The sequence below is a fragment of the Exiguobacterium sp. R-39 genome (genome assembly GCF_049942815.1).
In the GTDB taxonomy this organism is placed as follows: domain Bacteria; phylum Bacillota; class Bacilli; order Exiguobacteriales; family Exiguobacteriaceae; genus Exiguobacterium_A.
Genome location: NZ_CP187965.1, coordinates 869,198 through 893,602 on the forward strand (window position 1 = coordinate 869,198; position 24,405 = coordinate 893,602).

General features: G+C 45.0%; 21 protein-coding genes. 15 read left to right on the forward strand and 6 right to left on the reverse strand.

What is annotated here, in order from left to right; all coding sequences use genetic code 11:
- Nucleotides 1–94: 94 nt before the first annotated feature.
- The 5 genes from dnaG (at nt 95) to ACP26N_RS04490 (ending at nt 5,465) form a co-directional block, all read left to right on the forward strand.
- A complete protein-coding gene (gene dnaG / locus ACP26N_RS04470) occupies nt 95–1,888 on the forward strand; it encodes a DNA primase (protein WP_131503960.1) in 1,794 nt (597 codons plus the stop codon).
- 34 nt (nt 1,889–1,922) lie between these two features.
- Nucleotides 1,923–3,008: an RNA polymerase sigma factor RpoD gene (gene rpoD, locus ACP26N_RS04475; RefSeq protein ID WP_012369736.1), complete on the forward strand. Its 1,086-nt coding sequence runs from the start codon at nt 1,923–1,925 to the stop codon at nt 3,006–3,008.
- Nucleotides 3,009–3,161: 153 nt separating this feature from the next.
- On the forward strand, nt 3,162–3,503 hold the full coding sequence (gene cccA, locus ACP26N_RS04480) for a cytochrome c550 (RefSeq protein WP_026828975.1): 342 nt from the start codon (nt 3,162–3,164) through the stop codon (nt 3,501–3,503).
- Between the two features lie 130 nt (nt 3,504–3,633).
- A complete protein-coding gene (locus ACP26N_RS04485; RefSeq protein ID WP_131503961.1) occupies nt 3,634–4,350 on the forward strand; it encodes a tRNA (adenine(22)-N(1))-methyltransferase in 717 nt (238 codons plus the stop codon).
- Nucleotides 4,350–5,465 (forward strand): Nif3-like dinuclear metal center hexameric protein, encoded by a 1,116-nt coding sequence (locus ACP26N_RS04490; protein WP_426354874.1) that lies wholly within the window; start codon nt 4,350–4,352, stop codon nt 5,463–5,465. Before ACP26N_RS04485 ends, ACP26N_RS04490 begins: the two co-directional genes overlap by 1 nt.
- A 43-nt stretch (nt 5,466–5,508) precedes the next feature.
- On the opposite strand, the gene ACP26N_RS04495 is transcribed toward ACP26N_RS04490, so the two are convergent.
- Nucleotides 5,509–6,456, reverse strand: coding sequence for a 4-hydroxy-3-methylbut-2-enyl diphosphate reductase (locus tag ACP26N_RS04495; RefSeq protein ID WP_114596400.1), 948 nt, complete (start codon nt 6,454–6,456; stop codon nt 5,509–5,511).
- A 144-nt stretch (nt 6,457–6,600) separates the two neighbouring features.
- Here ACP26N_RS04495 and ACP26N_RS04500 point away from each other — a divergent pair, with 144 nt between their 5' ends.
- The 5 genes from ACP26N_RS04500 (at nt 6,601) to ACP26N_RS04520 (ending at nt 12,423) form a co-directional block, all read left to right on the forward strand.
- Nucleotides 6,601–8,358: a sensor histidine kinase gene (locus ACP26N_RS04500; protein ID WP_131973201.1), complete on the forward strand. Its 1,758-nt coding sequence runs from the start codon at nt 6,601–6,603 to the stop codon at nt 8,356–8,358.
- A gap of 2 nt (nt 8,359–8,360) precedes the next feature.
- Nucleotides 8,361–9,314 carry a sugar ABC transporter substrate-binding protein gene (locus ACP26N_RS04505; RefSeq protein WP_188005240.1) on the forward strand — a complete coding sequence of 318 codons (954 nt, stop codon included), beginning with the start codon at nt 8,361–8,363 and terminating at the stop codon, nt 9,312–9,314.
- A 68-nt stretch (nt 9,315–9,382) separates the two neighbouring features.
- Nucleotides 9,383–10,735 carry a DEAD/DEAH box helicase gene (locus ACP26N_RS04510; protein ID WP_026828969.1) on the forward strand — a complete coding sequence of 451 codons (1,353 nt, stop codon included), beginning with the start codon at nt 9,383–9,385 and terminating at the stop codon, nt 10,733–10,735.
- A gap of 141 nt (nt 10,736–10,876) precedes the next feature.
- Complete coding sequence (locus tag ACP26N_RS04515; protein WP_114596397.1) at nt 10,877–11,776, forward strand: deoxyribonuclease IV; 900 nt, start codon at nt 10,877–10,879, stop codon at nt 11,774–11,776.
- A gap of 20 nt (nt 11,777–11,796) precedes the next feature.
- Complete coding sequence (locus tag ACP26N_RS04520; protein ID WP_131973199.1) at nt 11,797–12,423, forward strand: hypothetical protein; 627 nt, start codon at nt 11,797–11,799, stop codon at nt 12,421–12,423.
- A 365-nt stretch (nt 12,424–12,788) separates the two neighbouring features.
- On the opposite strand, the gene ACP26N_RS04525 is transcribed toward ACP26N_RS04520, so the two are convergent.
- The 3 genes from ACP26N_RS04525 to ACP26N_RS04535 all read right to left on the reverse strand — a co-directional run bounded on the left by ACP26N_RS04525 (nt 12,789) and on the right by ACP26N_RS04535 (nt 16,738).
- Nucleotides 12,789–12,962 (reverse strand): XapX domain-containing protein, encoded by a 174-nt coding sequence (locus ACP26N_RS04525; RefSeq protein WP_012369749.1) that lies wholly within the window; start codon nt 12,960–12,962, stop codon nt 12,789–12,791.
- Between the two features lie 75 nt (nt 12,963–13,037).
- On the reverse strand, nt 13,038–15,197 hold the full coding sequence (locus tag ACP26N_RS04530; RefSeq protein ID WP_131973198.1) for an RNA degradosome polyphosphate kinase: 2,160 nt from the start codon (nt 15,195–15,197) through the stop codon (nt 13,038–13,040).
- Nucleotides 15,194–16,738 carry a Ppx/GppA family phosphatase gene (locus ACP26N_RS04535; protein WP_426354876.1) on the reverse strand — a complete coding sequence of 515 codons (1,545 nt, stop codon included), beginning with the start codon at nt 16,736–16,738 and terminating at the stop codon, nt 15,194–15,196. Before ACP26N_RS04535 ends, ACP26N_RS04530 begins: the two co-directional genes overlap by 4 nt.
- A gap of 222 nt (nt 16,739–16,960) precedes the next feature.
- Between ACP26N_RS04535 and ACP26N_RS04540 the strand changes: the two genes are divergently transcribed.
- From ACP26N_RS04540 to ACP26N_RS04560, 5 genes are all read left to right on the forward strand, one after another.
- Complete coding sequence (locus ACP26N_RS04540) at nt 16,961–17,728, forward strand: metal ABC transporter ATP-binding protein (protein ID WP_131503173.1); 768 nt, start codon at nt 16,961–16,963, stop codon at nt 17,726–17,728.
- Nucleotides 17,725–18,594, forward strand: a complete 870-nt coding sequence (locus ACP26N_RS04545; protein WP_131503172.1) for a metal ABC transporter permease — start codon at nt 17,725–17,727, stop codon at nt 18,592–18,594. Before ACP26N_RS04540 ends, ACP26N_RS04545 begins: the two co-directional genes overlap by 4 nt.
- Complete coding sequence (locus tag ACP26N_RS04550; RefSeq protein WP_114596389.1) at nt 18,566–18,988, forward strand: Fur family transcriptional regulator; 423 nt, start codon at nt 18,566–18,568, stop codon at nt 18,986–18,988. Before ACP26N_RS04545 ends, ACP26N_RS04550 begins: the two co-directional genes overlap by 29 nt.
- Before the next feature lie 157 nt (nt 18,989–19,145).
- Entirely contained in the window at nt 19,146–20,588 is a 1,443-nt protein-coding gene (locus tag ACP26N_RS04555; protein WP_131503188.1) for an NAD(P)H-hydrate dehydratase, read from the forward strand.
- Between the two features lie 147 nt (nt 20,589–20,735).
- Nucleotides 20,736–22,580, forward strand: coding sequence for an EAL domain-containing protein (locus tag ACP26N_RS04560; protein WP_426354877.1), 1,845 nt, complete (start codon nt 20,736–20,738; stop codon nt 22,578–22,580).
- A 21-nt stretch (nt 22,581–22,601) separates the two neighbouring features.
- On the opposite strand, the gene ACP26N_RS04565 is transcribed toward ACP26N_RS04560, so the two are convergent.
- Nucleotides 22,602–23,171, reverse strand: a complete 570-nt coding sequence (locus ACP26N_RS04565; RefSeq protein ID WP_131503170.1) for a 5' nucleotidase, NT5C type — start codon at nt 23,169–23,171, stop codon at nt 22,602–22,604.
- 99 nt (nt 23,172–23,270) lie between these two features.
- Nucleotides 23,271–24,380 (reverse strand): flavodoxin-dependent (E)-4-hydroxy-3-methylbut-2-enyl-diphosphate synthase, encoded by a 1,110-nt coding sequence (gene ispG / locus ACP26N_RS04570; RefSeq protein ID WP_026833607.1) that lies wholly within the window; start codon nt 24,378–24,380, stop codon nt 23,271–23,273.
- Nucleotides 24,381–24,405: the final 25 nt, after the last annotated feature.

Below are 24,405 nucleotides of genomic sequence, written 5' to 3' on the forward strand. Positions count from 1 at the left end.
AGATGATGCAAATTTTCTAATGAAACGGAACGAGTATTCGTTCCGTTTCATTGCGGGTATATGTATATAAACGTTCGAAAGGAGAGGTGACCAATTGAAACGGCTTCCTGACGAATTGGTTGACCAAGTCCGACAAGCAACGGATATCGTTGAATTGATATCAGAACGTGTAGAATTAAAAAAACAAGGGAATCGTTATTCAGGGTTATGTCCTTTTCACTCTGAAAAATCCCCTTCTTTTTCTGTTTCTCCTGATAAAGGCATGTATTACTGCTTTGGATGCGGGGCAGGGGGAAACGCGATTACTTTTGTCATGGAGACGGAAGGGATGAGTTTTCCGGAAGCTGTCGTCAAGCTGGCGGATCGAACAGACATCAAATTACCAGAATTTGAACGGTCTGATCAAACGGAGTCCACACCCGATCAAGAAAAGAAATATCGGATGCGGGAAGCGCACCGGATTGTAGCGGATTTATACCATGAAGTCATGTTGCAGACAGCTGCCGGTGACGCCGGAAGAGAATACCTCGAGCAACGGGGCATCCAGGAACCGGCGATGCGGGAATTTAAGTTGGGATACGCACCGGACCAGGACCGGTTTACGGTAGATTCATTGGCACGGCGTAACTTTGATTTGGATGAGATGGTAGAAGCAGGCCTGATTTCAATAGGCAGAGATGGCGATTATCGCGATCGATTTAATGGACGGGTCGTATTTCCAATTTCAGATCGTGATGGCACGATTGTTGGATTCAGTGGTCGCTCCATTGACGGAAGAGACCCGAAATATGTGAATACAGCGGAAACCCCTCTTTTTAACAAAAGCGAATTGTTGTTTGGTTTTGCCCAGGCACGTGGTGCCATGCGGAAAAATAAGCAGGTTTTACTTGTCGAAGGGAATTTGGATGTTGTACGTGTCGCTCAAGCGGGTATACCCTATACGGTAGCTTCTCTTGGAACGGCACTGACTCCCGTCCATGCTCAAAATTTAGGTAGAATCGTCGATGAAGTCATAGTTTGTTATGACGGAGACAAAGCGGGACGTGCCGCGACCCTTAAAGCATTACGTTTATTGGAGGATGTTGCGGTCGATTGTTCTGTGATTCGTCTTCCGGATGGAGAAGATCCCGATTCTTTTATCGGTACACAGTCGGAAGAGACCTTTCTTCGTTTAATCGAGCAGGAACGGATTTCAAGCCTTGAATTCAAATCTTTTTATTTTCGGCAAGGAAAAAACCTTCGATTAGAAGGAGAACGGGTCCGTTATATTGAAACTATGCTTGAGGAGATTGGTCGAACGGCCAATCCATTGTTACGCGATATCTATTTAGGGAAACTGGCTGAAGAGTTCCACTTGTCGAAAGAATCACTGTTGTCGCAAGTTAAGCCGTTGCAACCGCAACAGGCTAAACCGAAACAAGAGCGACGGCAGGAGACACAAGTCGTAACCTCTTCTCCTCAGGACCGTACTTTCTCGAATTGGAAACGAGCCGAACGTTTTCTTCTCGCTTATATGATCCGTTCAGAGGAAGTAGGTCTTGAGGTACGTGATCAGCTTGGTGTGGCGTTTAACGATCCAGCCCATCAACTGATTGCAGGGAAACTATATGAATTTTACGGAACAAACACCCCAGCGGATCCTGATCGTTTTCTGACGATGCTCCACGATGCATCGCTTCAGCGAATCGTAGCGGATCTGGAGTTTATGTTAATGCCGGAATATGATCCGGATTTATTGAGTCATTATATTCGTGCCGTTCAAAACGAACGGCAACGACGGACGCTGGACGAGGAAAAGTCGCAGTTGAGTCAACAAACAGATATCCGTGCTCAAGCGGAGCTAATGCAGGCGATCATCGAACGGAAACGACGTTTGAAAGATCGATGACCTGCTGCATGATGTGGAAGGAGTGTATGGTTCGATGGCAGAAAAAGCAAGATCAGAAGCGGAAATACTCCGTCTCGCGAAGGATGAACTAATCGCGCTCGGACACAAGAATGGTGAACTATCGCATCAAAAAATCGAGGATAAACTCAGTTCGTTTGAATCGATGGATGCGCAACAATTCGAAGAATTCCTTCAACTGCTCGAAACAGAAGGCATCAAGGTCAATAACGATGGGACGGGTGACGACAAGGAAGAAGCGGATTTAAACGATCTTTCGGTCCCGCCGGGCGTTAAAATCAATGACCCTGTCCGGATGTACTTGAAAGAAATCGGGCGTGTCGATCTATTGAACGCCGAAGATGAAGTCGAACTCGCGAAACGAATTGAGCAGAACGACGAAGAAGCTAAGAAACGTTTAGCGGAAGCTAACTTACGTTTGGTCGTTTCGATTGCGAAGCGTTACGTCGGTCGCGGCATGCTGTTCCTTGATTTGATTCAAGAAGGAAACATGGGACTCATCAAAGCGGTTGAAAAGTTTGACTATACAAAAGGATATAAATTCTCGACTTACGCTACCTGGTGGATTCGTCAGGCCATCACACGTGCAATTGCCGATCAGGCACGGACGATCCGGATTCCGGTTCATATGGTCGAAACGATCAATAAATTGATCCGTGTCCAACGTCAATTACTTCAGGATTTAGGACGTGAACCGACTCCGGAAGAAATTTCGAAAGAAATGGAAATCACACCGGAAAAAGTACGTGAGATTCTGAAGATTGCACAAGAACCGGTATCGCTGGAAACACCGATCGGGGAAGAGGACGATTCACATCTCGGAGACTTCATTGAAGACCAGGATGCGACAGCCCCTCAAGATGCAGCGGCCTACGAGTTATTGAAAGAACAGCTCGAAGATGTCCTCGATACGTTGACGGACCGCGAAGAAAATGTGTTACGTCTTCGTTTTGGTCTAGACGACGGTCGGACACGCACACTTGAAGAAGTCGGGAAAGTATTTGGTGTCACACGTGAACGGATTCGTCAGATTGAGGCGAAAGCGTTACGGAAACTACGTCATCCAAGTCGTTCAAAACGTCTAAAAGATTTCCTCGATTAATTCAAAGTGTGAAGAAAATATGAAATTTTAGTGAGAAGGGAGAAAAAGTTTTGTTTTTTTCTTCCTTCTCTGTTTTTTTTACAGTAGAATAGTAACGGGGAATACCATTCAGTCACCAACTTGGTTGGGTAGAGAATATGGGGGGGAATCCAAATGCGTAATCCGTTAGTACCGTTCGCATCGATTGCGATCATCGCCATCATCGCCATGATTTCATTGTCATACTTTGGGGTCGATCAGGTCAAACAAGCAGAAAAAGGTCCATCAACAGCTGAAATGAAGCCGGAAGATCTGTTTGCATCTAAAGGATGTACAGGATGCCACGGTGGAAATCTTGAAGGTGGAGTCGGTCCGAACTTAACAAAGATCGGCGCGAAGCTGAAAGAAGAAGAAATTAAAGAAATCGCTATGAACGGTAAAGGGCAAATGCCTGGCGGTCTTGCGAATGACGAAGAAGCCGCTGCTTTAGCAAAATGGCTCGCTGCAAAGAAATAAGTCAATCAACATCCGTCTCTTCTCCGAGATGGATGTTTTTTTGTGATGAATTTTAGGGAAACGACTGTTTCTTTTTTACGCCAAGTCCGCTATTTTTAAATGAGAACATGAATCAGGAAGGATGAAATACATGCAAACGAACGTCATACTTGATCAACGCCTACAAAAAGTCGTGTCTTATATTCCACAAGGAGCCGTACTCGCAGATATCGGATCCGATCACGCTTTTGTGCCTTGTTACTGTATCCAGCAAAACTTGATTGAACGCGCGATTGCCGGTGAAGTCAACGTGGGACCAATGGAAGCGGCACAAGGACAGGTTGCGCTTGTTCAATTAGAAGATAAAGTCGATGTCCGGCTCGGGAGTGGCCTGACTGTCTTAACACCGGGTGAAGTGACGGCAGTAACGATTGCCGGAATGGGCGGAACGTTGATTGCTTCGATTTTAGAAGAAGGCAAAAATCACTTATCCGGAGAAGAAAGATTGATTTTACAACCAAACGTCGATGCCGTTGATGTGCGGAAGTGGCTGCTCGCTAACGGCTATGCCTTATTATCAGAAGCGATTGTCAAAGAAAATGAGAAGATTTATGAAATTCTTGTTGCGGAAAAAGGAGAAGAATCATTATATTCCGATGATGTCGAACAACGAGAGTGGGAATTGTATTTTGGTCCGCAATTGACACGGGAAAAGGCACCGGCATTCATTGAAAAATGGCAGACTGAAAAACAAAAACGACAATATATCCTGGAACAAATGCAGCGCGGGAACGATTCGGATGTCTTGCAGGGAAAAATCGCGAACATCGAACGGTTGATTCAAAAAATGGAAGAGGTGACGAACTGATGGCAAACGGTCAACAAGTCATCGAGCAGTTTGAGACATTTGCGCCGAAAAAATTTGCCTTTGAAGGAGATCCGATCGGCTTGCAAATCGGGACACTCAATAAAGAAGTCAAACGGGTCCTTGTCACATTAGATGTATTGGAGTCTGTCGTGGATGAGGCAATTGAAAAACGAATCGATTTAATCATCGCCCACCATCCGCCGATTTTCAGCAAACTTCCAAAAGTGACGGATCAATCGGCTGCGGGACGTATTGTCATGAAATGTATCAAACATGATATTGCCGTCTATGCCGCCCACACGAACTTAGATGTCGCGGAAGGCGGTGTCAATGACTTGATGGCAACGGCATTAGGCATCACGGATACAAAGGTTCTGGTGCCGTCTTTCGAAAACACACTGTATAAACTCGTTGTCTTCGTTCCGGAATCTGCCGTGCAACAGGTCTCGGAAGCGTTAGGGAAAGCAGGAGCGGGGCATATTGGAGCATACAGTGACTGTCAGTTCCACATGACGGGAATCGGGCAATTTAAAGCAACGGCGGAAGCGAATCCGTATGTAGGACAACCTGGACAACTGGAGCATGTTAAAGAAGTGCGAATCGAAACGATGGTCACGGAATTAAACAAAAAACAAATCATTCGGGCGATGATAAAAGCCCATCCGTATGAAGAAGTCGCGTACGACGTGATTCGTCAAGAGATTGAATCGCCGTCACTTGGTCTCGGGCGGATTGGCCGATTAAAAGAAGCCGTTCCCTTAAAAATGTTTGCCGAACAGGTCCGGTCAGCCTTTAGGGTTGAGAACTTACGGTTTGTCGGTGATGAAAACCGATTGATTCAAAAAGTAGCTGTATTAGGCGGAGACGGGAACAAGTATGTTTCGACAGCAGCCTTTGCCGGAGCAGATGTATTAGTGACAGGTGATTTATATTTCCATATCGCACATGATGCGATGGCACTTGGACTTGCCGTAGTTGATCCCGGACATCACGTTGAGTCGGTCATGAAACAGGGTGTCGTCAAACTATTAGCAGAACGATTTGAAAAACAGAACATCAAAGGTGTCGACTTGTTTGTCTCAGAGACGAATACAAATCCGTTTCAATTTCTTTAAAAAAATGATTCCTGACCGTCGAGTACGGTCAGGAATCATTTTTTTAAAGTATTTTAACTTTTGGTAAGATACGGCGCAATTCGAGGAACGGCGTCTTGTCATGCGTACTGATATCAGCAGGATCATACTGTTGTAAGAAGTCGATGACTTTTTTAGTAATGGGTGTTGGCGTTGAAGCACCTGATGTTACACCAACCTGGTTGACACCGTCGAGCCATGATAGATCGAGTTCCGTTAAATCACCAATCCGGTGAGCCGGCGTTGCGGCAATATCAAATGAAACTTGTGCCAGACGGTTCGAGTTGTTTGAACGTGGATCGCCGACGACGATGACTAAGTCGCAATCACCAGCCTGTTCTGCAACAGCTTCCTGGCGGACTTGCGTCGCATTACAAATTTCATTATGCACTTCGACATGCGGATATTTTTCGCGGACATGCCCCATCAACGCTTGGACATCCCATTGGCTCATCGTCGTTTGATTCGTGACGATAATTTTTTTATTAGCGAGATGAGCAGGCAACGCTTCGATGTCTTCGACTTTTTCGATCAAATGAACGTGTTCTGGTGCCACACCTACGGCTCCTTCAGGTTCCGGATGACCGTGTTTACCGACATAGATGACTTCATAGTCATCAGCGACAACAGTCCGGATCAAGTCATGTGTCCGGGTGACGTCTGGGCATGTTGCATCGACGACAGTCAATTTTTTCTCGGCTGCGCGGGCATAGACTGCTGGCGAAATTCCGTGTGCTGTAAAGATGACGGTTCCTTCTTTGATCGTTTCGAGTGCTTCTAAACGGTCAGGACCATCTACGGTCAAGACACCCATCCGTTCGAATTCGCGTGTGACGTGTGCATTATGGACAATCATGCCTAAGATATGGATTGGTCGTGGTAAGTTATCATTTAGTGCAGCTTGTTGAGCAAGTTTCATCGCATCAACAACACCGTAACAATAACCACGGGGACTGATTTTTTTAACAAGCATAGTCTAAATTCTCCTTTTGTATGGAAAGAATGATTATTTAGAGTGTACCATTGATTCAAGTTGAATGAAAATAGAGGAGTCTGCCGAAAGAGAATATCATGATATACTAATTGAGTTGTCTAGAAATGAGGAAGGGGTGAAAAGATGGAGACGAAAAAGATGATGCGGTCCTATTTTTTCCAAATCACGGCTGTTTTGTTCATTCTTATTTGTCTTGTCATCTCGGCACTTGCCTTTACAGCAGACCGCGTCACGATTTCACGAGTCGAACAGCAGACAGAAAAACAGAGTGAAAAAAGTGTCGAAGTCTCAAGTAATGCGCTGCGTGACAGCGTCGGGAACTTACACGAAAAAATCATGAGTCTTCAATTGAATGTCACAAATATGAGTAATCTCGATCGGGCGATCCGGGATTCGAATTTGCTCGATATCGATACCGGATTTAAAAGCTTCTTTTATTATGATCGTAAAACCGATAAGATCACCTGGTTTTCGAGTGAAGATCGTCGTATTTCGGATTCGAAGATTCGTCGCGATGACTCTTTTATACAAGCCTTGACGAGTACGGATTTTCATATGAGTCCACGTTATGATATAACAAATGATTCTTTGACCTATATGTATGTCTCGGTTCGAAATGGCAATGAGCGGGTCGGTGTATTTGGTGGAGGGCTCAGTCTGATGAATTCCGTCGTTTTTCGAAATTCACTGGAATCGTTTGATGATGATACGATGGCCTATTTGTTTAACAGCCAAGGTGAGCCGCTCGCAACCTCGAAAAACCTCGTAACCGATCAAGAACGCCTCTTGAGTCAAAGTGTTGTCGATCGGGCTTTCAAAAGCAGCAAACCGTATGAAATCTTTAGTACAAATAAAGATATGTACTATTTTGCACGTGATTTGAAGGTGACCGATTGGAAAATACTGGTGCGGACACCGCGGAGTGTATTTTACGAACCTGTCTATACGACACGACAACAATATCTGGTCATTGCAGCACTTACACTGGTGCTCAGTCTGATCGTCGGTTATTTGATGTCACGGCAATTGACGGCACCGCTACTGGAGCTTGTTCAAAAAATCGAAAAAAGTACGACGCCGCAACCGATTACCCTGGAACGTTCCGGCTCAAATGAAGTCAAGACCTTGGTCACCGCCTACAATGAATATGCGCAACGGATGGAACATGCACGGGTCGAACAGTTGAGTCAGCAACAGGTAATCTTACATCAGGAAAAACTGGCATCGCTCGGACAACTCGCGGCAGGGATTGCCCATGAAATCCGAAATCCATTGACGCCGGTTAAGATGGCGTTGCAATTGCTGTCAGAAGAAAAACAAAATAATCCGGATATGATGCAGATTGCATTGTCTGAACTGGACCGGGCCAACCAGCTGATTCAGACAATGCTTGATTTATCCAAAAATGATAAAACAACGCTGGCGATGGCACAGATTGACATGAAAAAAATGATGGAGAAGTTAACGTTCATCCTCGAATCGAAATCACATCCTTATGAAGCAGACTGCAAGATTTACACACCGGCACACATGCCGTCGTTGTATGCTTCGGAAAATGGCCTGTTGCAGGTGCTGTCGAATTGTATCGGAAATGCGCTTGACGCTGTCGATTCGAAAGGGTCGGACGGAATTTGTCACGTCCACCTTCATGTCTATCCGGATCAGTTTGTGTTTATCGTTCAAGATAACGGTGTCGGAATGGACGAAAATCAGATTTTAATGCTGGGTCAGGCGTTTAACACATCCAAAATCAACGGCAACGGGTTGGGATTGTTCATGTCCAATCAAATTGTCCGTCAGCATAATGGAAGAATCGAAGTCGACAGTAAAGTCGGTGTCGGCACGACGGTACAACTCTTTTTCCCAAGACGGGAGGAGTAGGCATGAGGTTCAACAAGTCCTGGTTGTTTGTTTTGATCATTTGGATTGCATCCGTCCTCGTCATTTCCAACATGTTTGTCCAAAAGGAAACAAGTCCTAAACGGAATGTCGTGGGGTTTACGATTGTCAATGACAAACATGAATTTGCACAACGGTTGATCAATGCCTTTAAAGCGGAAGCGAAAGCGAATAAATATGAAGCGTTAGTAGCGACGTCACAAAATTCCCGCATCAGTGAACGCGAACAGATTTTAGAATTCGTTCAACTGAAAGTCGATGCCATCTTTATCACGACACTGGATGATGTCTATATCGGCAGTGCCATCGAAGAAGCCAAAAAAGCAGGGATTCCTGTATTTGCGATTGACCGTATGATTCACTCAGATGCTGTCGTGAGTTCGATTACATCTAATAATCAAGTGATTGGGGAACAATTGGCTTCCTATATTAAGAATGAGTTAATCAAGCGTACAGGTCAGTCAACGGGTCGCATCGTCGAGATCACGGGTACGGCAAACGTCTATACGACAAACGAACGGCACCGGGGATTCTTAAAAGGAATCGAAAATGAGCCAACGCTTTCGATTGTCGATTCGGCCAGCGGAAACTATGATCCGGTGACATCCGAACGTGTCATGCGGCAGGTGATTGACTCCGGAATTCCGTTCGATGCAGTCTACTGTCACAATGATGATATTGCGATGGGCGTACTCGAAGCATTGAAAAAAGCGAAGATTTCCGGAAAAATAGTTGTCGGAATCGATGGGAATCGTGCTATATTAGAAGCTGTTGACATGAAATCGATGGACGCGACAGTCGTCCAGTCCGCTGAAGAGATGATGAAAGTTGCCTTCAGCGCGTTGAAGCTTCATACGAAAAACAAAAAAATTCCCGATCGTTTCTATACGTATTCATATTTGTATGACGGTAGTAGACCAATACCCATGTTGAACTGAAGAAATAGATGGTGAAGGCGGACGATTCGCCTTTAATTGTTAAAGAAAGAGAAAGGATGGTGACAAATATGAATGGATTTACCCATTTCGATTTGCACCCGTTCGTCGTCGAAGCACTCGAAGACGCACGTATTAAAAAACCAACCGATATTCAATCCCGGATTATTCCGGCAGCGCTCAAAGGGCGGGATATCATTGGACAATCACAGACAGGGACAGGAAAAACGTTATCGTTCCTCTTGCCGATCGTTCAAAATGTCAATCCGGAACTTCAAGAAATGCAAGCCATCATCGTTGCGCCGACGCGCGAACTGGCTTGGCAGATTCATGAGGAATTGAAATCAATCCTCGTCAAACAACCGGATTACATCAAGACAAGTCTTATCACAGGTGGAATGGATCGCGAACGTCAAATCGGACGTGTCAAAGTCTCACCGCAAATCGTGATCGGAACACCTGGACGTATTTTGGATCTCTTTAAAGAACAAGCATTGAAACCGCATTTCGTGAAACATTACATCATCGATGAAGCGGATCAAATGCTCGACATGGGATTCCTACCGGAAGTCGACCGGATTGCTCAAGCGCTTCCTGAGAAGTTGCAGATGATGGTATTCTCCGCAACGATTCCTGAAAAACTGCAACCATTCTTGAAAAAATACATGAACAATCCACGTTATGCGCATGTGGATCCAAAACAACAGACAGCGAAAAAAATCGTGCACCATACGGTTCCGGTCAAGCACCGCGATCGTTCTGATTTGACGTTGAAACTGGCGAAAGCCCTCAACCCGTATATTTGTCTTGTCTTTACGAATACGAAAACAGAAGCCATCGAACTCGAAGCTCTCTTCCTTGAAGCGGGACTCAATGTCGGTTCGCTTCATGGTGACTTGCCGGCCCGTCGCCGGAAACAAGCCATCAAGGAAATTAATGAAGCCAAATATCAGTATGTCATCGTAACGGATCTTGCTGCACGCGGCATCGATATTTCAGGTGTTTCCCACGTCATCAACCACGGGATTCCGAAAGATCTCGACTTCTATGTTCACCGTGTCGGTCGGACAGGTCGTGTTGATCAGGACGGATTGGCTTACACATTGTTTGAAGATCATGAGAACGGTTCGATCAACCGTCTTGAGGACCGTGGTATCGAATTCATCAACGTGGATGTGAAGAGTGGTCAAGTCAGCGAAGTGAAAGAACGACGCCGTGCAAAACCACACATGAAGACAGCGGTTTCGAAAACAGCTCACAGCCGTTTATCCGGTGAAGCTGCAAAAGCGAAAAAACGTGTCAAACCAGGTTATAAAAAGAAACACCAGTATAAGCTGAAAGAAACAGCAAAACGCGAACGAATCAAAGAACAGCGCGGAATCGGGCGTGCTGAGCGTAAAGCGAACGCCAGTAAAACAAAATAATCAGTCCTCGGCATTTCAGCCGAACGGCTTGAGCAAAGTCTACGAAAGAATTCGTGGACTTTGTTTTTTTTAGTATCGCTAAAGGTTCTTGTTTTTTTTGACATTTGGTACACTAGAAGCAGAAGAAGGGTGGAATTTTTAATGAAAATCGGTTCACATGTGTCTCTGTCAGGCAAAAAAATGTTACTCGGTGCGAGTGAAGAAGCAGCCTCTTATGGTGCAACGACCATGATGGTCTATACAGGAGCACCCCAAAATACAAGACGGAAACCGATTTCGGATTTGCGGATTCCAGAAGCCTTGTTGCATATGGAAGCAAACGGGATTGAAGAAATCGTCGTCCATGCACCTTATATCATCAATTTAGGCAATACGACGAAACCGGAAACGTTTGAATTAGCCGTCTCATTTTTAGGAGAAGAAATCCGGCGGGCGGAAGCTCTCGAAAAAGCAAAACATATCGTCCTGCATCCAGGCGCACATGTCGGTGCCGGGGAAGAAATCGGAATCAAACGAATTATTGAAGGGCTCAATGAAGTATTAACGGGAGATGAAAAAGTAAAAATTGCTCTCGAAACGATGGCCGGAAAGGGGTCGGAAATCGGTAAGACATTTGAAGAGCTGGCAGAAATCATTGCCGGTGTGACGCATAATGACCGCCTGTCCGTCTGTCTCGATACATGTCACGTCCATGATGCCGGCTATGACCTGATTCATGACCTGGACGGAGTATTGGAATCGTTCGATCGTATCGTCGGAATTGACCGTCTTGGCGTGATCCATGTCAATGATTCGAAAAATATTCGCGGTGCCAAAAAAGACCGTCACGAAAATATCGGATTTGGTGAAATCGGTTTTGATCCGTTACATCGAATCGTTCATCATCAGGATCTGGCCCATTTACCAAAAATCCTCGAAACACCGTATATCGGACTGGATCCCAAAAAGAAGGTCGCACCTTATCGTGAAGAAATTGCCATGTTACGCTCAGGAAACTTTGACGCCGAGTGGCGTTTGCCATTGATCGGTACATCCATTTAAATGAGAGAGGTGTCTGTCGCGTGTGCCATCTACTAGTCGTTGAAGAATCAGAATTTGCCTTAAGGCGAGCAGTCGTCTTATATTATGAAACGAAAGAACCGTTTTATTTACCGGCGGAGCTAGCCGAAGGGGAAGAAGTATTTTTGGCGACGAAAGATGGAATCGTTGCGTATGCCGAAGTTTTGTTCAGCGAATACACAACACGACCGGCAGATCCGCATTGGCTGACAGAGGCGGATGAACAGGAACGCACGTATGCCTGCCTGGATTTGATTAGCGTGGATTTACGACACCCGCTGTTAGGGTCACCGTTGTCAGGGTTACAGGTAAATCCCGGACAAACGGATTTGAAAGTCAGACAGTGGTTGGTCGAAGCCTGGCAAGCCGGTCATTTTGAGTCGGATGTGACAACAATCGATCAAGCAAAAAACCGTCGGATGGAACGTTTTCGTGAGCGGAATCATCCCGCGCCGCTAAAAGCGTGTTGCGAAATGTGTGGAAACACGCAGCAATCAATTCTCGAATGGCACGAACATCACGGGCACTTTCAGACACTTTGTCCGACGTGTCATCGAGTCGCACATCAAAGTATCGAAAAAATGGAAGACGTTGCTGCCACGTCGGATCAAACTTCTCCCAAACAGTAAGTGTCTCAGTGGGTTATTCCTGAGTCGCTTACTGTTTTTCAGATGGCGTCTCCATGATATAATCAAGGCTTATAATTATTATCAGTGAAAATGGAGTAACTGGAGTGAAACAGGATGCATATGATTGATATTTTAATTGAACTGCTTATCTTTGGATATGCCGGTTTTTCATTGTTCCGTTTCACCAAAAAGCGAAAAAAGGAAAATGTGCGACATGCTAAGTAGAACCGACTTGTCAAACAGCTTGTGATGACGTCAATTGGGACAAAGTCATTGCGGACGCACTATAGAAATAACAAAAAGCGTTTTTCTTCTCGATAACAGAAGAAAACGCTTTTTATGTGGAATAGGAATATTTCTGTCAATCAAAACGGCCAGCGATCAGCGAGGAATAAAAATACCTTCATCCCAAGGAACACACCGAAAATTCCAACGATGGCCGGAAAGACAGGTGGAGCAGGGATTGGTAATTTAAGAGCAGTAAAGACGACACCACAGATGATACCTGCTAGCAATGATAATAAAATTTGTTGAAGCATGAGGCCCAGTCCTTTCTTCATATGAAAAAACGCTTACAAGCTTATTATATGAAGATGTCTGACGTTAAACAACGATTATTTTTTAGCAGCAGTTGGATCAAAGGTGATCTTTTCTTCAGCCCGTTCAACCGGTGTCCATTTTTGTTCGAGTGGGTGTTCAAAAGACGGTTTTACTTTTAATTTCCCGTTCGTATAGAGCTGAATCAGGATTTGTGATTCACAGGCTTGCTTGCCTTTTGTTACATAATGATAATTTCCTGATTCATCCTGTTCGCGTGCTTTGACGTTATCCGCCATCGTTAAAGCCAAACAATCCTTGATGTAGTTTTTCTGTTCCTCATCAATGATCGGGAAAAGAATTTCAATCCGTTTCCGCATATTACGTGTCATCCAGTCGGCACTGGAACAATAAATCAAATCGTCTCCATTGTGGTGGAAGTAAAAAATCCGGGAATGCTCCAAATAACGATCGACGACGGACGTGACACGGATATTTTCCGAGATACCTTTGATTTGAGGGCGAAGGCAACAGACGCCGCGAACAATCAATTCAATTCTGACTCCTGCGCGTGACGCTTGATACAGTTTCACGATAATGTCTTTTTCCGTCAAACTGTTCATTTTAGCGACGATTCGACCATTACCATGTTTTTTATGATATTTGATTTCTTCATCAATCAATGATAAAAATTTCTCGAGCATCGAGTTCGGGGAGGTGTGAAGGGCATTCCATTTAGGTTGCTCCCCATAACCGGACAACCAGTTGAAGAAGTTCGTTGCATCTTCTGCAATTTGTTCCCGTGCCGTCAAAAGACCGATATCGGTATATAATTTAGCTGTGGAATCATTATAATTACCTGTTCCGAGATGGACAAACCGTTGAATCCGGCCTTCCTGTAACCGGACAATCAATGTAATTTTTGAGTGTGTCTTTAAATCGCTGTAACCGTAAATGACGTGAGCACCTACTTTTTCCAACTGTTTGGCCCATTCGATATTTTTCGCTTCGTCAAAACGTGCTTTTAATTCAACGAGCACCGTAACCTGTTTCCCGTTCTCTGCAGCAGTCTTCAATGCTTTGATGATCGGAGAGTCGCCGGACACGCGGTATAACGTTTGTTTAATCGCCAGGACGTTCGGGTCGTTAGCAGCCTGCACAATCAGACGGACGATCGGATCAAACGTATGATACGGGTGATGCAGCAAATAATCCTGTTGCAGAATTTGATCAAACAAATTCTTCGATTTTTCAAGTGCCGGCGGTTCGACAGGCATGATCGTCTGATAAATCAAATGGTCGTATTCGACCCCGATCTGGCTGTAAAACGCAAAAGCGAATGTCAAATCAATTGGACCATCGACGGCATAAATATCCCGGTCTTGTAAGTCGAGCACATCGCGTAACATATTGAGTAAGTTCGTGTTGATGGCATTCTTCTGAATTTCAAGTCGAATGCCGACTCCCCACCGCCGTTTTTTCAGTTCTTTTTCAATCAATTTTAATAAGTCGTGTGTTCCTTCTTCATGGAACGGTAAATCTGCGTTTCGTGTAATCCGAAACGGCATCGCTGATAAGACACGATAGCCTTTAAACAAAGAGTCAATGAAGGAAATGATGACATCTTCCAGTAAAATTACAGCAGTCGTTTCCTCATCCTCTACCGGTAAATCAACGAAACGCGGCAGGACGGCCGGCACTTGAACAAGTGCCAGGTTCCGTTTTGAACCGTCTTCCGCTTCAAGGGCCGTCGCAATGTTCAACGATTTAGACGAAAGCATCGGGAACGGACGGTACGCATCGACCGCAACAGGTGTCAGAACCGGAAAAACTTGTTCTCTGAAGAATGCTTTCACATATTCTGCTTGCATTTCATTTAACTCGTCATTCTTCAGGAAAGAAATTCCTTCTGCTTTTAGCGCCTGGGTGACGTCTTTAAACGCTTCGTATTGTTGATCGACAAGCTCTTTTGTTTTCGTAGCGATGGCACGTAACTGTTGTTTCGGTGTGAGTTGCTGTTTGTTTTCGGGTTTATTGAATCCAGCCAGTACTTCATCCTTTAATCCACCGACACGAACCATATAAAACTCATCTAGGTTGGAACTGAAGATACCTAAAAACTTAAATCGTTCCATCAATGGATTTCGTGTATCCGTCACTTCTCCTAAGACACGTTCGTTGAATTGTAACCAGCTGATTTCCCGGTTATTAAAAAACTCTGGGGAGTCAATCTTCACGTAAGGCCGCCTCCTTTATTGTCAAACTGAATGGACCGATCAATAATACGTTCTAGGTGTTTTTTTTGTTTCTCTGCTTTTTCGACTTCAAAACCGTAATCATGATCACCGGTATCGAGAATGATCCGGATATCTTTTTTATCTTTTTCAAGAGTAACTTCAAGACTGTCGACGGCACGACGTTCTGTCACATCAAGTGCTTCCGTCAATTTCAGAATGGATCCGAGTAAATCAAACCGCTCGATCGATTTATCCGTGAACCAATCCTTAAACGGTTTTAAGAGCTGTTGCATCCGTTTCGAAGACGAATATGAACTGACGAGTGCCAAAGCTAAACGGTCTTTATGCGTCATTCCTTTTAAATCGGTATTCGTCAAAAGATAAAACGTTTGATTCGACCGGGTATCCGGATTGATGTACTGCCCACAATAAAGTAAGCGACTGGCGGAATCCAGTAATCGTAAGTCAGCGGCCCGTTCCGGAATAATTTCGAGCGTCACCAATTGGCGGTAAATTGATTTGGCAATCGTGCCGAGATAGTTCATCCGGTCACGGTTGACTTTGTAATCACTTTCCAGTTGATAAAGACTTTCTTCGCGTACATTCTCGATACGCCGCTGTTCCTGTTCGTGTAAATCATATTCGTAGACAAGACCTTCCCGTAACCCGTAATTACTCATCACGAACTGGTCTGCCTCGATATGTAGTGCCAGTTCATGAATTGCGATTAACGCTGGTAAGAAGATATCGACCCGGTCCTTGGATAACCCTTCGACTTTCATCAACTGTTTAGGCGCTTTGTCTTCCAGTTCGTCAATCAGTTTCCCTAACTCTTTCGACCGGACTTGGTATTGATGGATCCCATGCAATGGATAGTCGAGTGTACACTGATGAATGCGGACGAAGTTTCGTGCGGATCCGCCGACACCGATTAATGGAAGTTTTTTATTTTTCATCCAAGGAATCTCGTCGAATTGTTCACGCAGGAATTTAATCAGTTTCTTTTGTTCACCTGACGTCATGGTTTCTCCAGAGAGAAATTGACGAGTCAACGTGACAGCACCGAAAGGAAAACTATGATAAGCAATCATTTCCCGGTTCTCAATCAACGTGACTTCCATGGATCCGCCGCCGATATCAACGGAATATCCATCGGTCAGGAAAGTGGAATTGATAATCGCGAAATAGCCGTAGTAAGCTTCTTGTTCATCAGACAGGACCTGCATCGTAAAGGGCGTTTCCTGTTCGACAGCTTGGACGATGTCCTGCCGATTACTCGCATTTCGAATGGCCGCTGTCGCCACGCAAATGGTTTCTTCGACGTGGTGGGTAATGCCGATTTCGTGAAACCGTTGTAGCGTTTCGCACAGTAACCGGATACCGACTGAGTCGAGGGCACCATTCTCATCAATATGAGCGGAGAGGCGAGCGACGACCTTAACATTAATTTTTTCGATATATCGACCGGAATCGATTGGATGGAAAACGACATACCGGATCGAGTTGGACCCGATATCGATGACTGCTAATTCATTCTTCAAAACAAATCCGCCCCCTTTGAGTACTCAATCCATCTTTTCCCGAATCAGGGATTCTGAAAACGACAGCTTGTATCCTTTTATTGTACCTTGTGCCTCTCCCTAAAAGCGTCTATTCACAAAAAAGTTACATCGGTTGCAACGAATGAAGGCTGGCGCTATAATAAGACAGTTGATAAGACGTAACTATTCCGTTTTAACATGAGACGGAAGGAGAGAATAAACATGACAGAACCCATTATTGAAATTAAACAACTGACATATGATTATCCGGATCGACGTGTCTTGAATGAAGTGACGTTTAATGTACAACAGGGACAATTCCTGGCCATCGTCGGAGAAAATGGATCCGGCAAATCGACGTTAATCAAATGTATGCTCGGTTTATTAAAACCTAAAGGTTCGATTCGTTTGTTCGGACAGGATCAAGCAGCCTTCAGTGACTGGTGGCGGATCAGTTACGTATCTCAAAAAGCGGCATCGTTCAATTCAGGATTTCCGGTCACGGTCGCTGAAGTCGTCGAGATGGGGTTGTATGCGAAAAAAGGATTATTTCGGCGTGTGACGAAGCAGGACCGTGAAAAAGTAAAGACGGCGCTTGAAACAGTCGGCATGTGGGATCGACGCGATTCGAAAGTCGGTGACTTGTCAGGCGGTCAGCAACAGCGGGTCTTTATCGCCCGGGCGCTCGTCAACGATCCGGATTTGATGATTTTAGATGAACCAACGGTCGGAGTCGATCAACGGTACGTCAAAGAGTTTTATGAAATCTTGGAAGAATTGCGACGTGATAAAAAACGGACTTTCGTCCTTGTGACACATGATATCCACTTCGTCAGCAAGCTCGTGACGGATGTGATTCATCTCGTTGACGGGCGACTCGGTTGTAATTGCGGTATTAAAGAATACTGGGAACTGGACGAGCAGACGATTCGTTCCTTGTATCCTGTTCCGGGACGTGTTCTTGTCCACCAAGGGGAGGTCGTCCAGTGATTGAAGCGTTCATGACATTAAAGTTTTTACAATATGCGCTTGTTGCGGCGGTATTGATCGGTTTTACGGCTCCGTTGATCGGTTCATTCGTCGTCGTCCGGCGAATGAGTTTGATTGCGGATGCGTTATCACACGTCACACTAGCCGGAATTGCCCTCAGCCTGTTGATATCCGGTATGGTTGCGAGTCTGGTCGATTTAAATCCGCTTTATCTCGGAATCGTGACATCGGTCATGGCAGCGTTGACGATTGATTGGCTGCGCGCGAAGTACAAACATTTTCAAGAGCTTGCCATACCGATCATCATGGCGACGGGAATGGGGCTAGGTGCTATTTTCATCAGTCTGGCGAACGGCTTTTCAATGGATCTTGTATCCTTTTTATTTGGAACGGTCTCGGCTGTGACTTTGACAGATGTTTATACGATTTTGATTGTTACAGGTGTCGTCATTTTATTTGTGATTTCGTTTTATAAAGAGTTGTTATTTTTATCGTTTGACGAGGAACAGGCGCGCGTGTCCGGAATTCGTCTTCGGCTGGTGCACATTTTGTTCATGATCGTTGTTGCCCTGGTGATTGCGATTAGTATGCGTGTCGTCGGGATTTTACTGGTATCGAGTCTAATCACCTTGCCTGTCGCAGCAGCGCTTCGACTTGCCAAAAGTTTTAAGGCGACGATTTTTTATGCCATCGTGTTTGGCGAAGTGGCGACGATTAGCGGTTTGATTTTGGCGTATCAATTTGATTTAGCGCCCGGCGGCATGATTGTCATGCTGGCGGTCGCAGAGCTTATTCTCGTGATGCTGATTGAACGTTTTTGGATCGGAGGGAAAATGCATGAAAAAAAACATCGAACAAGCGCGTGAACGGATGAAAGCATCCGGATTCAAAATGACACCGAAGCGTCTTGATTTATTGGCGTATCTGTTTGAAGCCAATCGGTATGTCAGTGCGCGGGAAGTCGCGGAAGAGTTGCGCCCATCACATCCTTCGCTCAGTTACGATACGATTTACCGGAATTTAAATGATTTTGCGGAAATCGATATTTTAGAGACAACTGAACTGGACGGGGAAATGAAATTCCGGGCCGCCTGTCAGTCTGGTCATCACCATCATCATTTGATTTGCCGGACGTGTGGAAAGACGGAAACACTGGATGTTTGTCCGATGGAATGGGTGTCACCGATTAAAGATTCAGGATTTGAGGTCGAAGATCATAAATTTGAGATTTATGGCCGTTGTGCCGCCTGTCAGAAATAAGGAGTTATCCGGTGTATTCCAAGTGAAAGCATCATTCAACGCAAGAGAGGGAGGACGGAGATTTATATCCGTTCCCCTTTTTTTGGGTTGACCCCTCTCGATTTGTTCTGGCTTGAAATGAAACAAAACGGGAATAGGACGAACAGAGGTGATAAAAATGATTTATGATGCACAGGAAGCACGCCAAATTGATGAATGGGCCAAGACATCCGGTCTGCCGCTGGAAGTTTTGATGGAACGAGCAGGTAGTGAAATCGCGAAGCGAATCAAGAGCATGCATACGAAAAAAGAACGGATTCTGATCATTTGTGGGACGGGGAACAATGGGGGAGACGGTTATGTGATTGGCCGTGAACTCGTTCGTGATGGATACGATATTACGATACATGCGCCATTCGGTAAGACGAAGACTACGACGGCTCAACTTCATCAGCATTATGCGGAAAACTTCGGACTCGTGACGGAGGCGGTCTGCGGGCAATACGATTTGATTGTAGATGGTGTCTTTGGAACCGGATTTGACGGAACCCGACTGACGGAAACAATACATGATTTATTTGAATGGGTCAGTGAACAACAACAGCAAGGGGCGAAATTGTATGCGATTGACATACCAAGCGGCGTGCCGTCCGACCAAACGACCGATTTTTCCGGACAAGCACTAAAAGCAGATGTTACGTTTTTACTTCATGCCTTTAAACGGTCTGCCTTCTTGTTGAAGACAGCCTCATTTTTTGGAAAACCGGAACAGATTGATTTGGGTTTGCCGGCCTTTGGCGGATGGCAATTAGTGACCGAATCGATTGCTCCGTTGTTGACCCGCGATCCTTACGGGCACAAAGGAACCTACGGAACGGCATTACTGATTGGTGGAAGCGAGACGATGCCGGGATCGATTCAACTGGCTGCGCGTGCAGCACTTCGGTCAGGAGTGGGGAAATTACAAGTTGCGACGGTACCGGCAGCTCAGATCGGACTCATCGTTAACGCGCCGGAAGCGATGGTTCTCGAACAGACGATGACAGCAATCCAAGAAATGATGAAGCAGGTGGATGTCGTTGGAATCGGACCAGGACTTACCTCGGATTCGACCGCTGACTGGGTGGAGTTCCTGCTCGCACAAGACGTTCCGGTAATCCTCGATGCAGGTGCCTTGATTCGCGACAGCTATCCGGAACGGAAGGAAGCGATTGTTGTTACACCACACATCGGTGAATTCGCACGAATGACAAATCAAACTGTCGAAGAGGTTCAGGATGATTTATTTGGACAAGCAAGCGAATATGCTGTCTTACATCAAGTGATTGTTGTCTTGAAAGCCCACGTGATTCTTGTCGCGACGCCGGAGGGTGGCGGTTATGTCATCAACGGGGCATCGAGTGGATTAGCGAAAGGAGGCAGTGGTGATACATTGTTTGGTATCCTCACGAGTCTGATTGGTCAAAAAGATTATTTTAAACATATTTCGGTCGAACAATTGATTGCACTTGGTGCTTCTTGGTATGCTCAAGCATCCAAACAGGTGGAACAACAGCTTCATCCCAGTAGTATTGTCGCGACTGATGTGATTAATCAGCTCGGACAGGTAAAGCATCAGTAAAAGCGTCAAGAATAGGTATGTTTCTTCAGCACAGAAGAAAGATGCCTATTTTCAAGGAAATAATTGCTAGTAGTGGAAGAGCAGGAGTATGATGAAGTGGCGCCGAATGGCTATGACAGCCTGAATTTTTAAGAAAGGAGGAAACAGATGCCTGTTAAACCAGTAGATGAGATTGTCCGCAATCAGCAGCGGTGGATTGGGAATTTTGCGTTGTTCTTAATGAGTGTCGGAGCACTGATTTTTTTAGGGACGACAGATCAAACGATTCAAAACGCGTACTTAAATCAATCGACGACTGTGGCCGTTTTATTTTGTGTTGGGATAGCGACATTTTTGATTAGCCGGAGTCAGTTGTCCACTCACTATAAATCACATTTTTTGTCCATCATGTTACTGAGCATCCCGTTCGTATCTATCAGTATGTTGCCCTATGCGGCAGTCACCGTCTGGGCCAACTGTTTTTTATTTTTAATGATTGCCTTGATTGCCTATGACCGGATTATGATTTGGTACGCCATTGTCATCATCGTCGCGACTAACATATTTATCATGGTTCGATCGAATACGATACTTGTTGAAATTGATCCGACAGATCATTATGCCCGACTAGGGATGATTGGGATTGCAATCTGTATCGCCTTAATCATCAATCATCTGCACCTTCGTAATCTCAGTCGTCTTCAGCAATTGGCTGATCAATTACATGAGTCCGCTCGTCATGATCTACAGACACAATTACTGAATGTCCGGGGACTCGAAGAACGATTTATGAACACAAATCAAACAGATCTTATCTTAGTCGGTGTTCATTTGGAAAACTATCATGAACTCGTGCGGTATTTTGGAGAGGAAATTCAGCAACAGGTCTTATTTGATTGTATCGAACGATTAAAGACATTGTTACCGCCTTATTTGACGATGGTTCGAGTCGAGGGAGGAACACTGGTGGTCGTCATGAAAAAGCCGCCTGGAGTATCGTGCCGGGAAGAAATGACACGTCTCAGTCAGCGGATGTCCACTCCATATCAAATCGAACACCATCAGATTTATGTGAACCTGTATATGGTCATCGATGATGGAGAAGTGGATCAAACTAGTATGACGAAACGGATTCATCAAATCACGTCCGCCTTCCCGGAGAGTATCCGGGATTCAGAAAAAGTGATGTGCTTGAATCAAGAATGGCGGCACGAACAGTCACTTCGCATAGCAGCAGCAAAAGCCTTATCAAGAGCCGATGTGAATCGCGATTTTTACCTCGTTTACCAATTACAGTATGATTCGAATCAGGACCGCTTCATTGGATTAGAGGCTTTGATTCGCTGGAATACGATGATTCCGGGAGCCGGACGTCCGACGGTATTCATTCCAATCGCAGAAAAAAGTGACCTGATCATCCGTCTAGGCGAGTGGATTTTTGAAGAGGGATGTAAAACAAGAAAACGACTGATTAGTCTGGTTCCAGACGATTTTAGTCTGTCCGTCAACGTATCTCGCCGGCAATTGACACATGATTCTTTTATGCCGTTTATTGAACGGATGTTGTTAAAGTACAGCTTAAAACCAAAACAAATTAAGATTGAAATTACAGAAAGTCAGTCTTTGGATTTTGAAAGCCAACCGATTCTCCGGGCTTTGCGCCGGATTAAGACATTGGATTTCCCGGTATCACTGGATGATTTTGGAACGGGACATGCCTCTTATCATGTTCTCGAACGTTTATTACCGCTTCGTCAGCTTAAGGTACCGAAGCAATTCATTGAACAAGTCGAAGAGTCTGAAAAGCGACAGTCCATCTTGGAATCGATTTTTCAACTGAGTCAGTCGATGCATGTGGAATGTATCGTCGAAGGAGTTGAGACAGGAGAAGAGGTTCAAATTGCAAAGGACATCGGTATTCATTTATTCCAAGGTTATTTTTTTGCAAAACCTGTTCTGCTGGAAGAAATCATTTGTTTGCTGGAAACGAAACAAACGGAAACGACAGAGTGACGTCGTTTCCGTTTTTGTTGTTTAACGAATGGGAGCAAACTTATGGATTTGTTGCACGGCCTCGTTCCAAGATGAGACACGGACGATATTGTCAGGGACAGGACGACGATTGTAAGGTGCATCAAATAAAATAACGGGAATCGAGGTGTCTTCCGCAATTTGAATCGCATTTTCGAGACGATCCTCCATGAAGAGGTCAAGGGACAAATCACGGACGACTTGTACTTTATCGTGTGAGCCGGTCATGATCAGAGAATCAAGCGGTAATTCATGTTGTTTAATCCATTCTTCGGTTACGGGACGGACGATTTCTGACCGTGCCGTCACGTAATGGAGATCGTATTGTTTTCTTAAGTCCCAAAGGTGTTGTTTGACAAGTTCTTGGGGGATGGATTCACGATAGATGCCGAGTTCATGACCTGATTTGACCATGAATTCCCAAAACTCGATTTGCTCCATGTCCGTATAGGTGTGAAGCTCGTATTCAGAGGCCATCTCAAAATCAATCGATGTCCCGAGATATTTGTTCATATAATTAAAGCACGAAGAAGGATGAGTGATTGTTCCATCAATATCAATTCCGATTTTCACTTACATCACCAACATTCTATAAATTTTCTGCCACTAGTATAACACAGTCGAAAAGCGGAAACGAAAAAAAGAGTCGCTCCCGAGGAGGACTCTTTTTTATTAGGCTTGACTGGCTTTAGCGGCTTCTTTTTCCGCTTCTTTTTCAAGAACGATCGCATCGATTTCTTTTTTCAATTCTTCGACCATCGTTGCTTCCGGTACTTTACGGATGATTTCTCCGTGACGGAATAACAATCCTTCGTTACGTGCACCGGCAATTCCGATATCGGCTTCGCGGGCTTCACCAGGACCGTTAACGGCACAACCAAGAACAGCAACTTTGATGTTGACTTGAATTTTATCAATGTAATCTTCGATTTCTGCAGCAATGGCCATTAAATCGATTTCAATCCGTCCGCATGTCGGGCAAGAAATCAACGTTGCAGCGTTTGCCGCAAGACCAAATGATTTCAAGACTTCTTTTGCGACTTTTACTTCTTCTACCGGATCGGCAGAAAGGGAAACCCGGACCGTGTTACCGATACCACGTGATAGAATCGCACCGAGACCGGCGGCTGATTTTAGTGAACCTGTACGTAAAGGACCAGATTCCGTGATACCGACGTGCAATGGATAATCAAACGACTCAGAAGCGAGCTGATATGCTTCAAGTGCCAATTGAACATCAGAAGCTTTTAAAGAAACGATGATATCGTGGAAATCGAGATCCTCGAGAATCTTGATGTGATGTAATGCGCTTTCAACCATCCCACGAGCAGTTGGATAACCGTATTTTTCGAGAATATGTTTCTCGAGTGAACCGGCATTAACACCAATGCGAATCGGGATATTTTTGGCTTTTGCAGCCGTCACGACCGCTTCAACTTTTTCGCGACGTCCGATATTACCCGGATTGATCCGGATTTTATCAACACCCGCCTCGATGGCCATGAGAGCGAGTTTATAATTAAAGTGAATGTCTACGACAAGTGGAATGTTAATCCGGCTCTTGATTTCTGCAAGAGCAAGCGCATCACGTTCTTCCGGACAAGCGACACGGACGATTTGGCATCCCGCTTCTTCAAGACGTAAAATTTCAGCGACAGTCGCTTCGACGTCGTGTGTTTTTGTTGTCGTCATACTTTGAATGATGACTTCATTACTTCCACCAATGACAAGGTCCCCAACACGAACGGGACGAGTCTTAGAGCGATGGACCATTTTCGGCATATCGAAAATCTCCTTTTGCGGCATA

Bases quoted from the DNA above. Each gene is read 5' to 3' on its own strand.
- ACP26N_RS04555 (WP_131503188.1), top strand. From the start codon at position 19,146: ATGATTTATGATGCACAGGAAGCACGCCAAATTGATGAATGGGCCAAG.
- ACP26N_RS04485 (WP_131503961.1), top strand. From the start codon at position 3,634: ATGCAAACGAACGTCATACTTGATCAACGCCTACAAAAAGTCGTGTCT.
- ACP26N_RS04550 (WP_114596389.1), top strand. From the start codon at position 18,566: ATGAAAAAAAACATCGAACAAGCGCGTGAACGGATGAAAGCATCCGGA.
- rpoD (WP_012369736.1), top strand. From the start codon at position 1,923: ATGGCAGAAAAAGCAAGATCAGAAGCGGAAATACTCCGTCTCGCGAAG.
- ACP26N_RS04495 (WP_114596400.1), bottom strand. From the start codon at position 6,456: ATGCTTGTTAAAAAAATCAGTCCCCGTGGTTATTGTTACGGTGTTGTT.
- cccA (WP_026828975.1), top strand. From the start codon at position 3,162: ATGCGTAATCCGTTAGTACCGTTCGCATCGATTGCGATCATCGCCATC.
- ACP26N_RS04505 (WP_188005240.1), top strand. From the start codon at position 8,361: ATGAGGTTCAACAAGTCCTGGTTGTTTGTTTTGATCATTTGGATTGCA.
- ACP26N_RS04560 (WP_426354877.1), top strand. From the start codon at position 20,736: ATGCCTGTTAAACCAGTAGATGAGATTGTCCGCAATCAGCAGCGGTGG.
- ACP26N_RS04540 (WP_131503173.1), top strand. From the start codon at position 16,961: ATGACAGAACCCATTATTGAAATTAAACAACTGACATATGATTATCCG.
- ACP26N_RS04510 (WP_026828969.1), top strand. From the start codon at position 9,383: ATGAATGGATTTACCCATTTCGATTTGCACCCGTTCGTCGTCGAAGCA.
- ACP26N_RS04515 (WP_114596397.1), top strand. From the start codon at position 10,877: ATGAAAATCGGTTCACATGTGTCTCTGTCAGGCAAAAAAATGTTACTC.
- ACP26N_RS04490 (WP_426354874.1), top strand. From the start codon at position 4,350: ATGGCAAACGGTCAACAAGTCATCGAGCAGTTTGAGACATTTGCGCCG.
- ACP26N_RS04500 (WP_131973201.1), top strand. From the start codon at position 6,601: ATGGAGACGAAAAAGATGATGCGGTCCTATTTTTTCCAAATCACGGCT.
- ACP26N_RS04525 (WP_012369749.1), bottom strand. From the start codon at position 12,962: ATGCTTCAACAAATTTTATTATCATTGCTAGCAGGTATCATCTGTGGT.
- ispG (WP_026833607.1), bottom strand. From the start codon at position 24,380: ATGCCGAAAATGGTCCATCGCTCTAAGACTCGTCCCGTTCGTGTTGGG.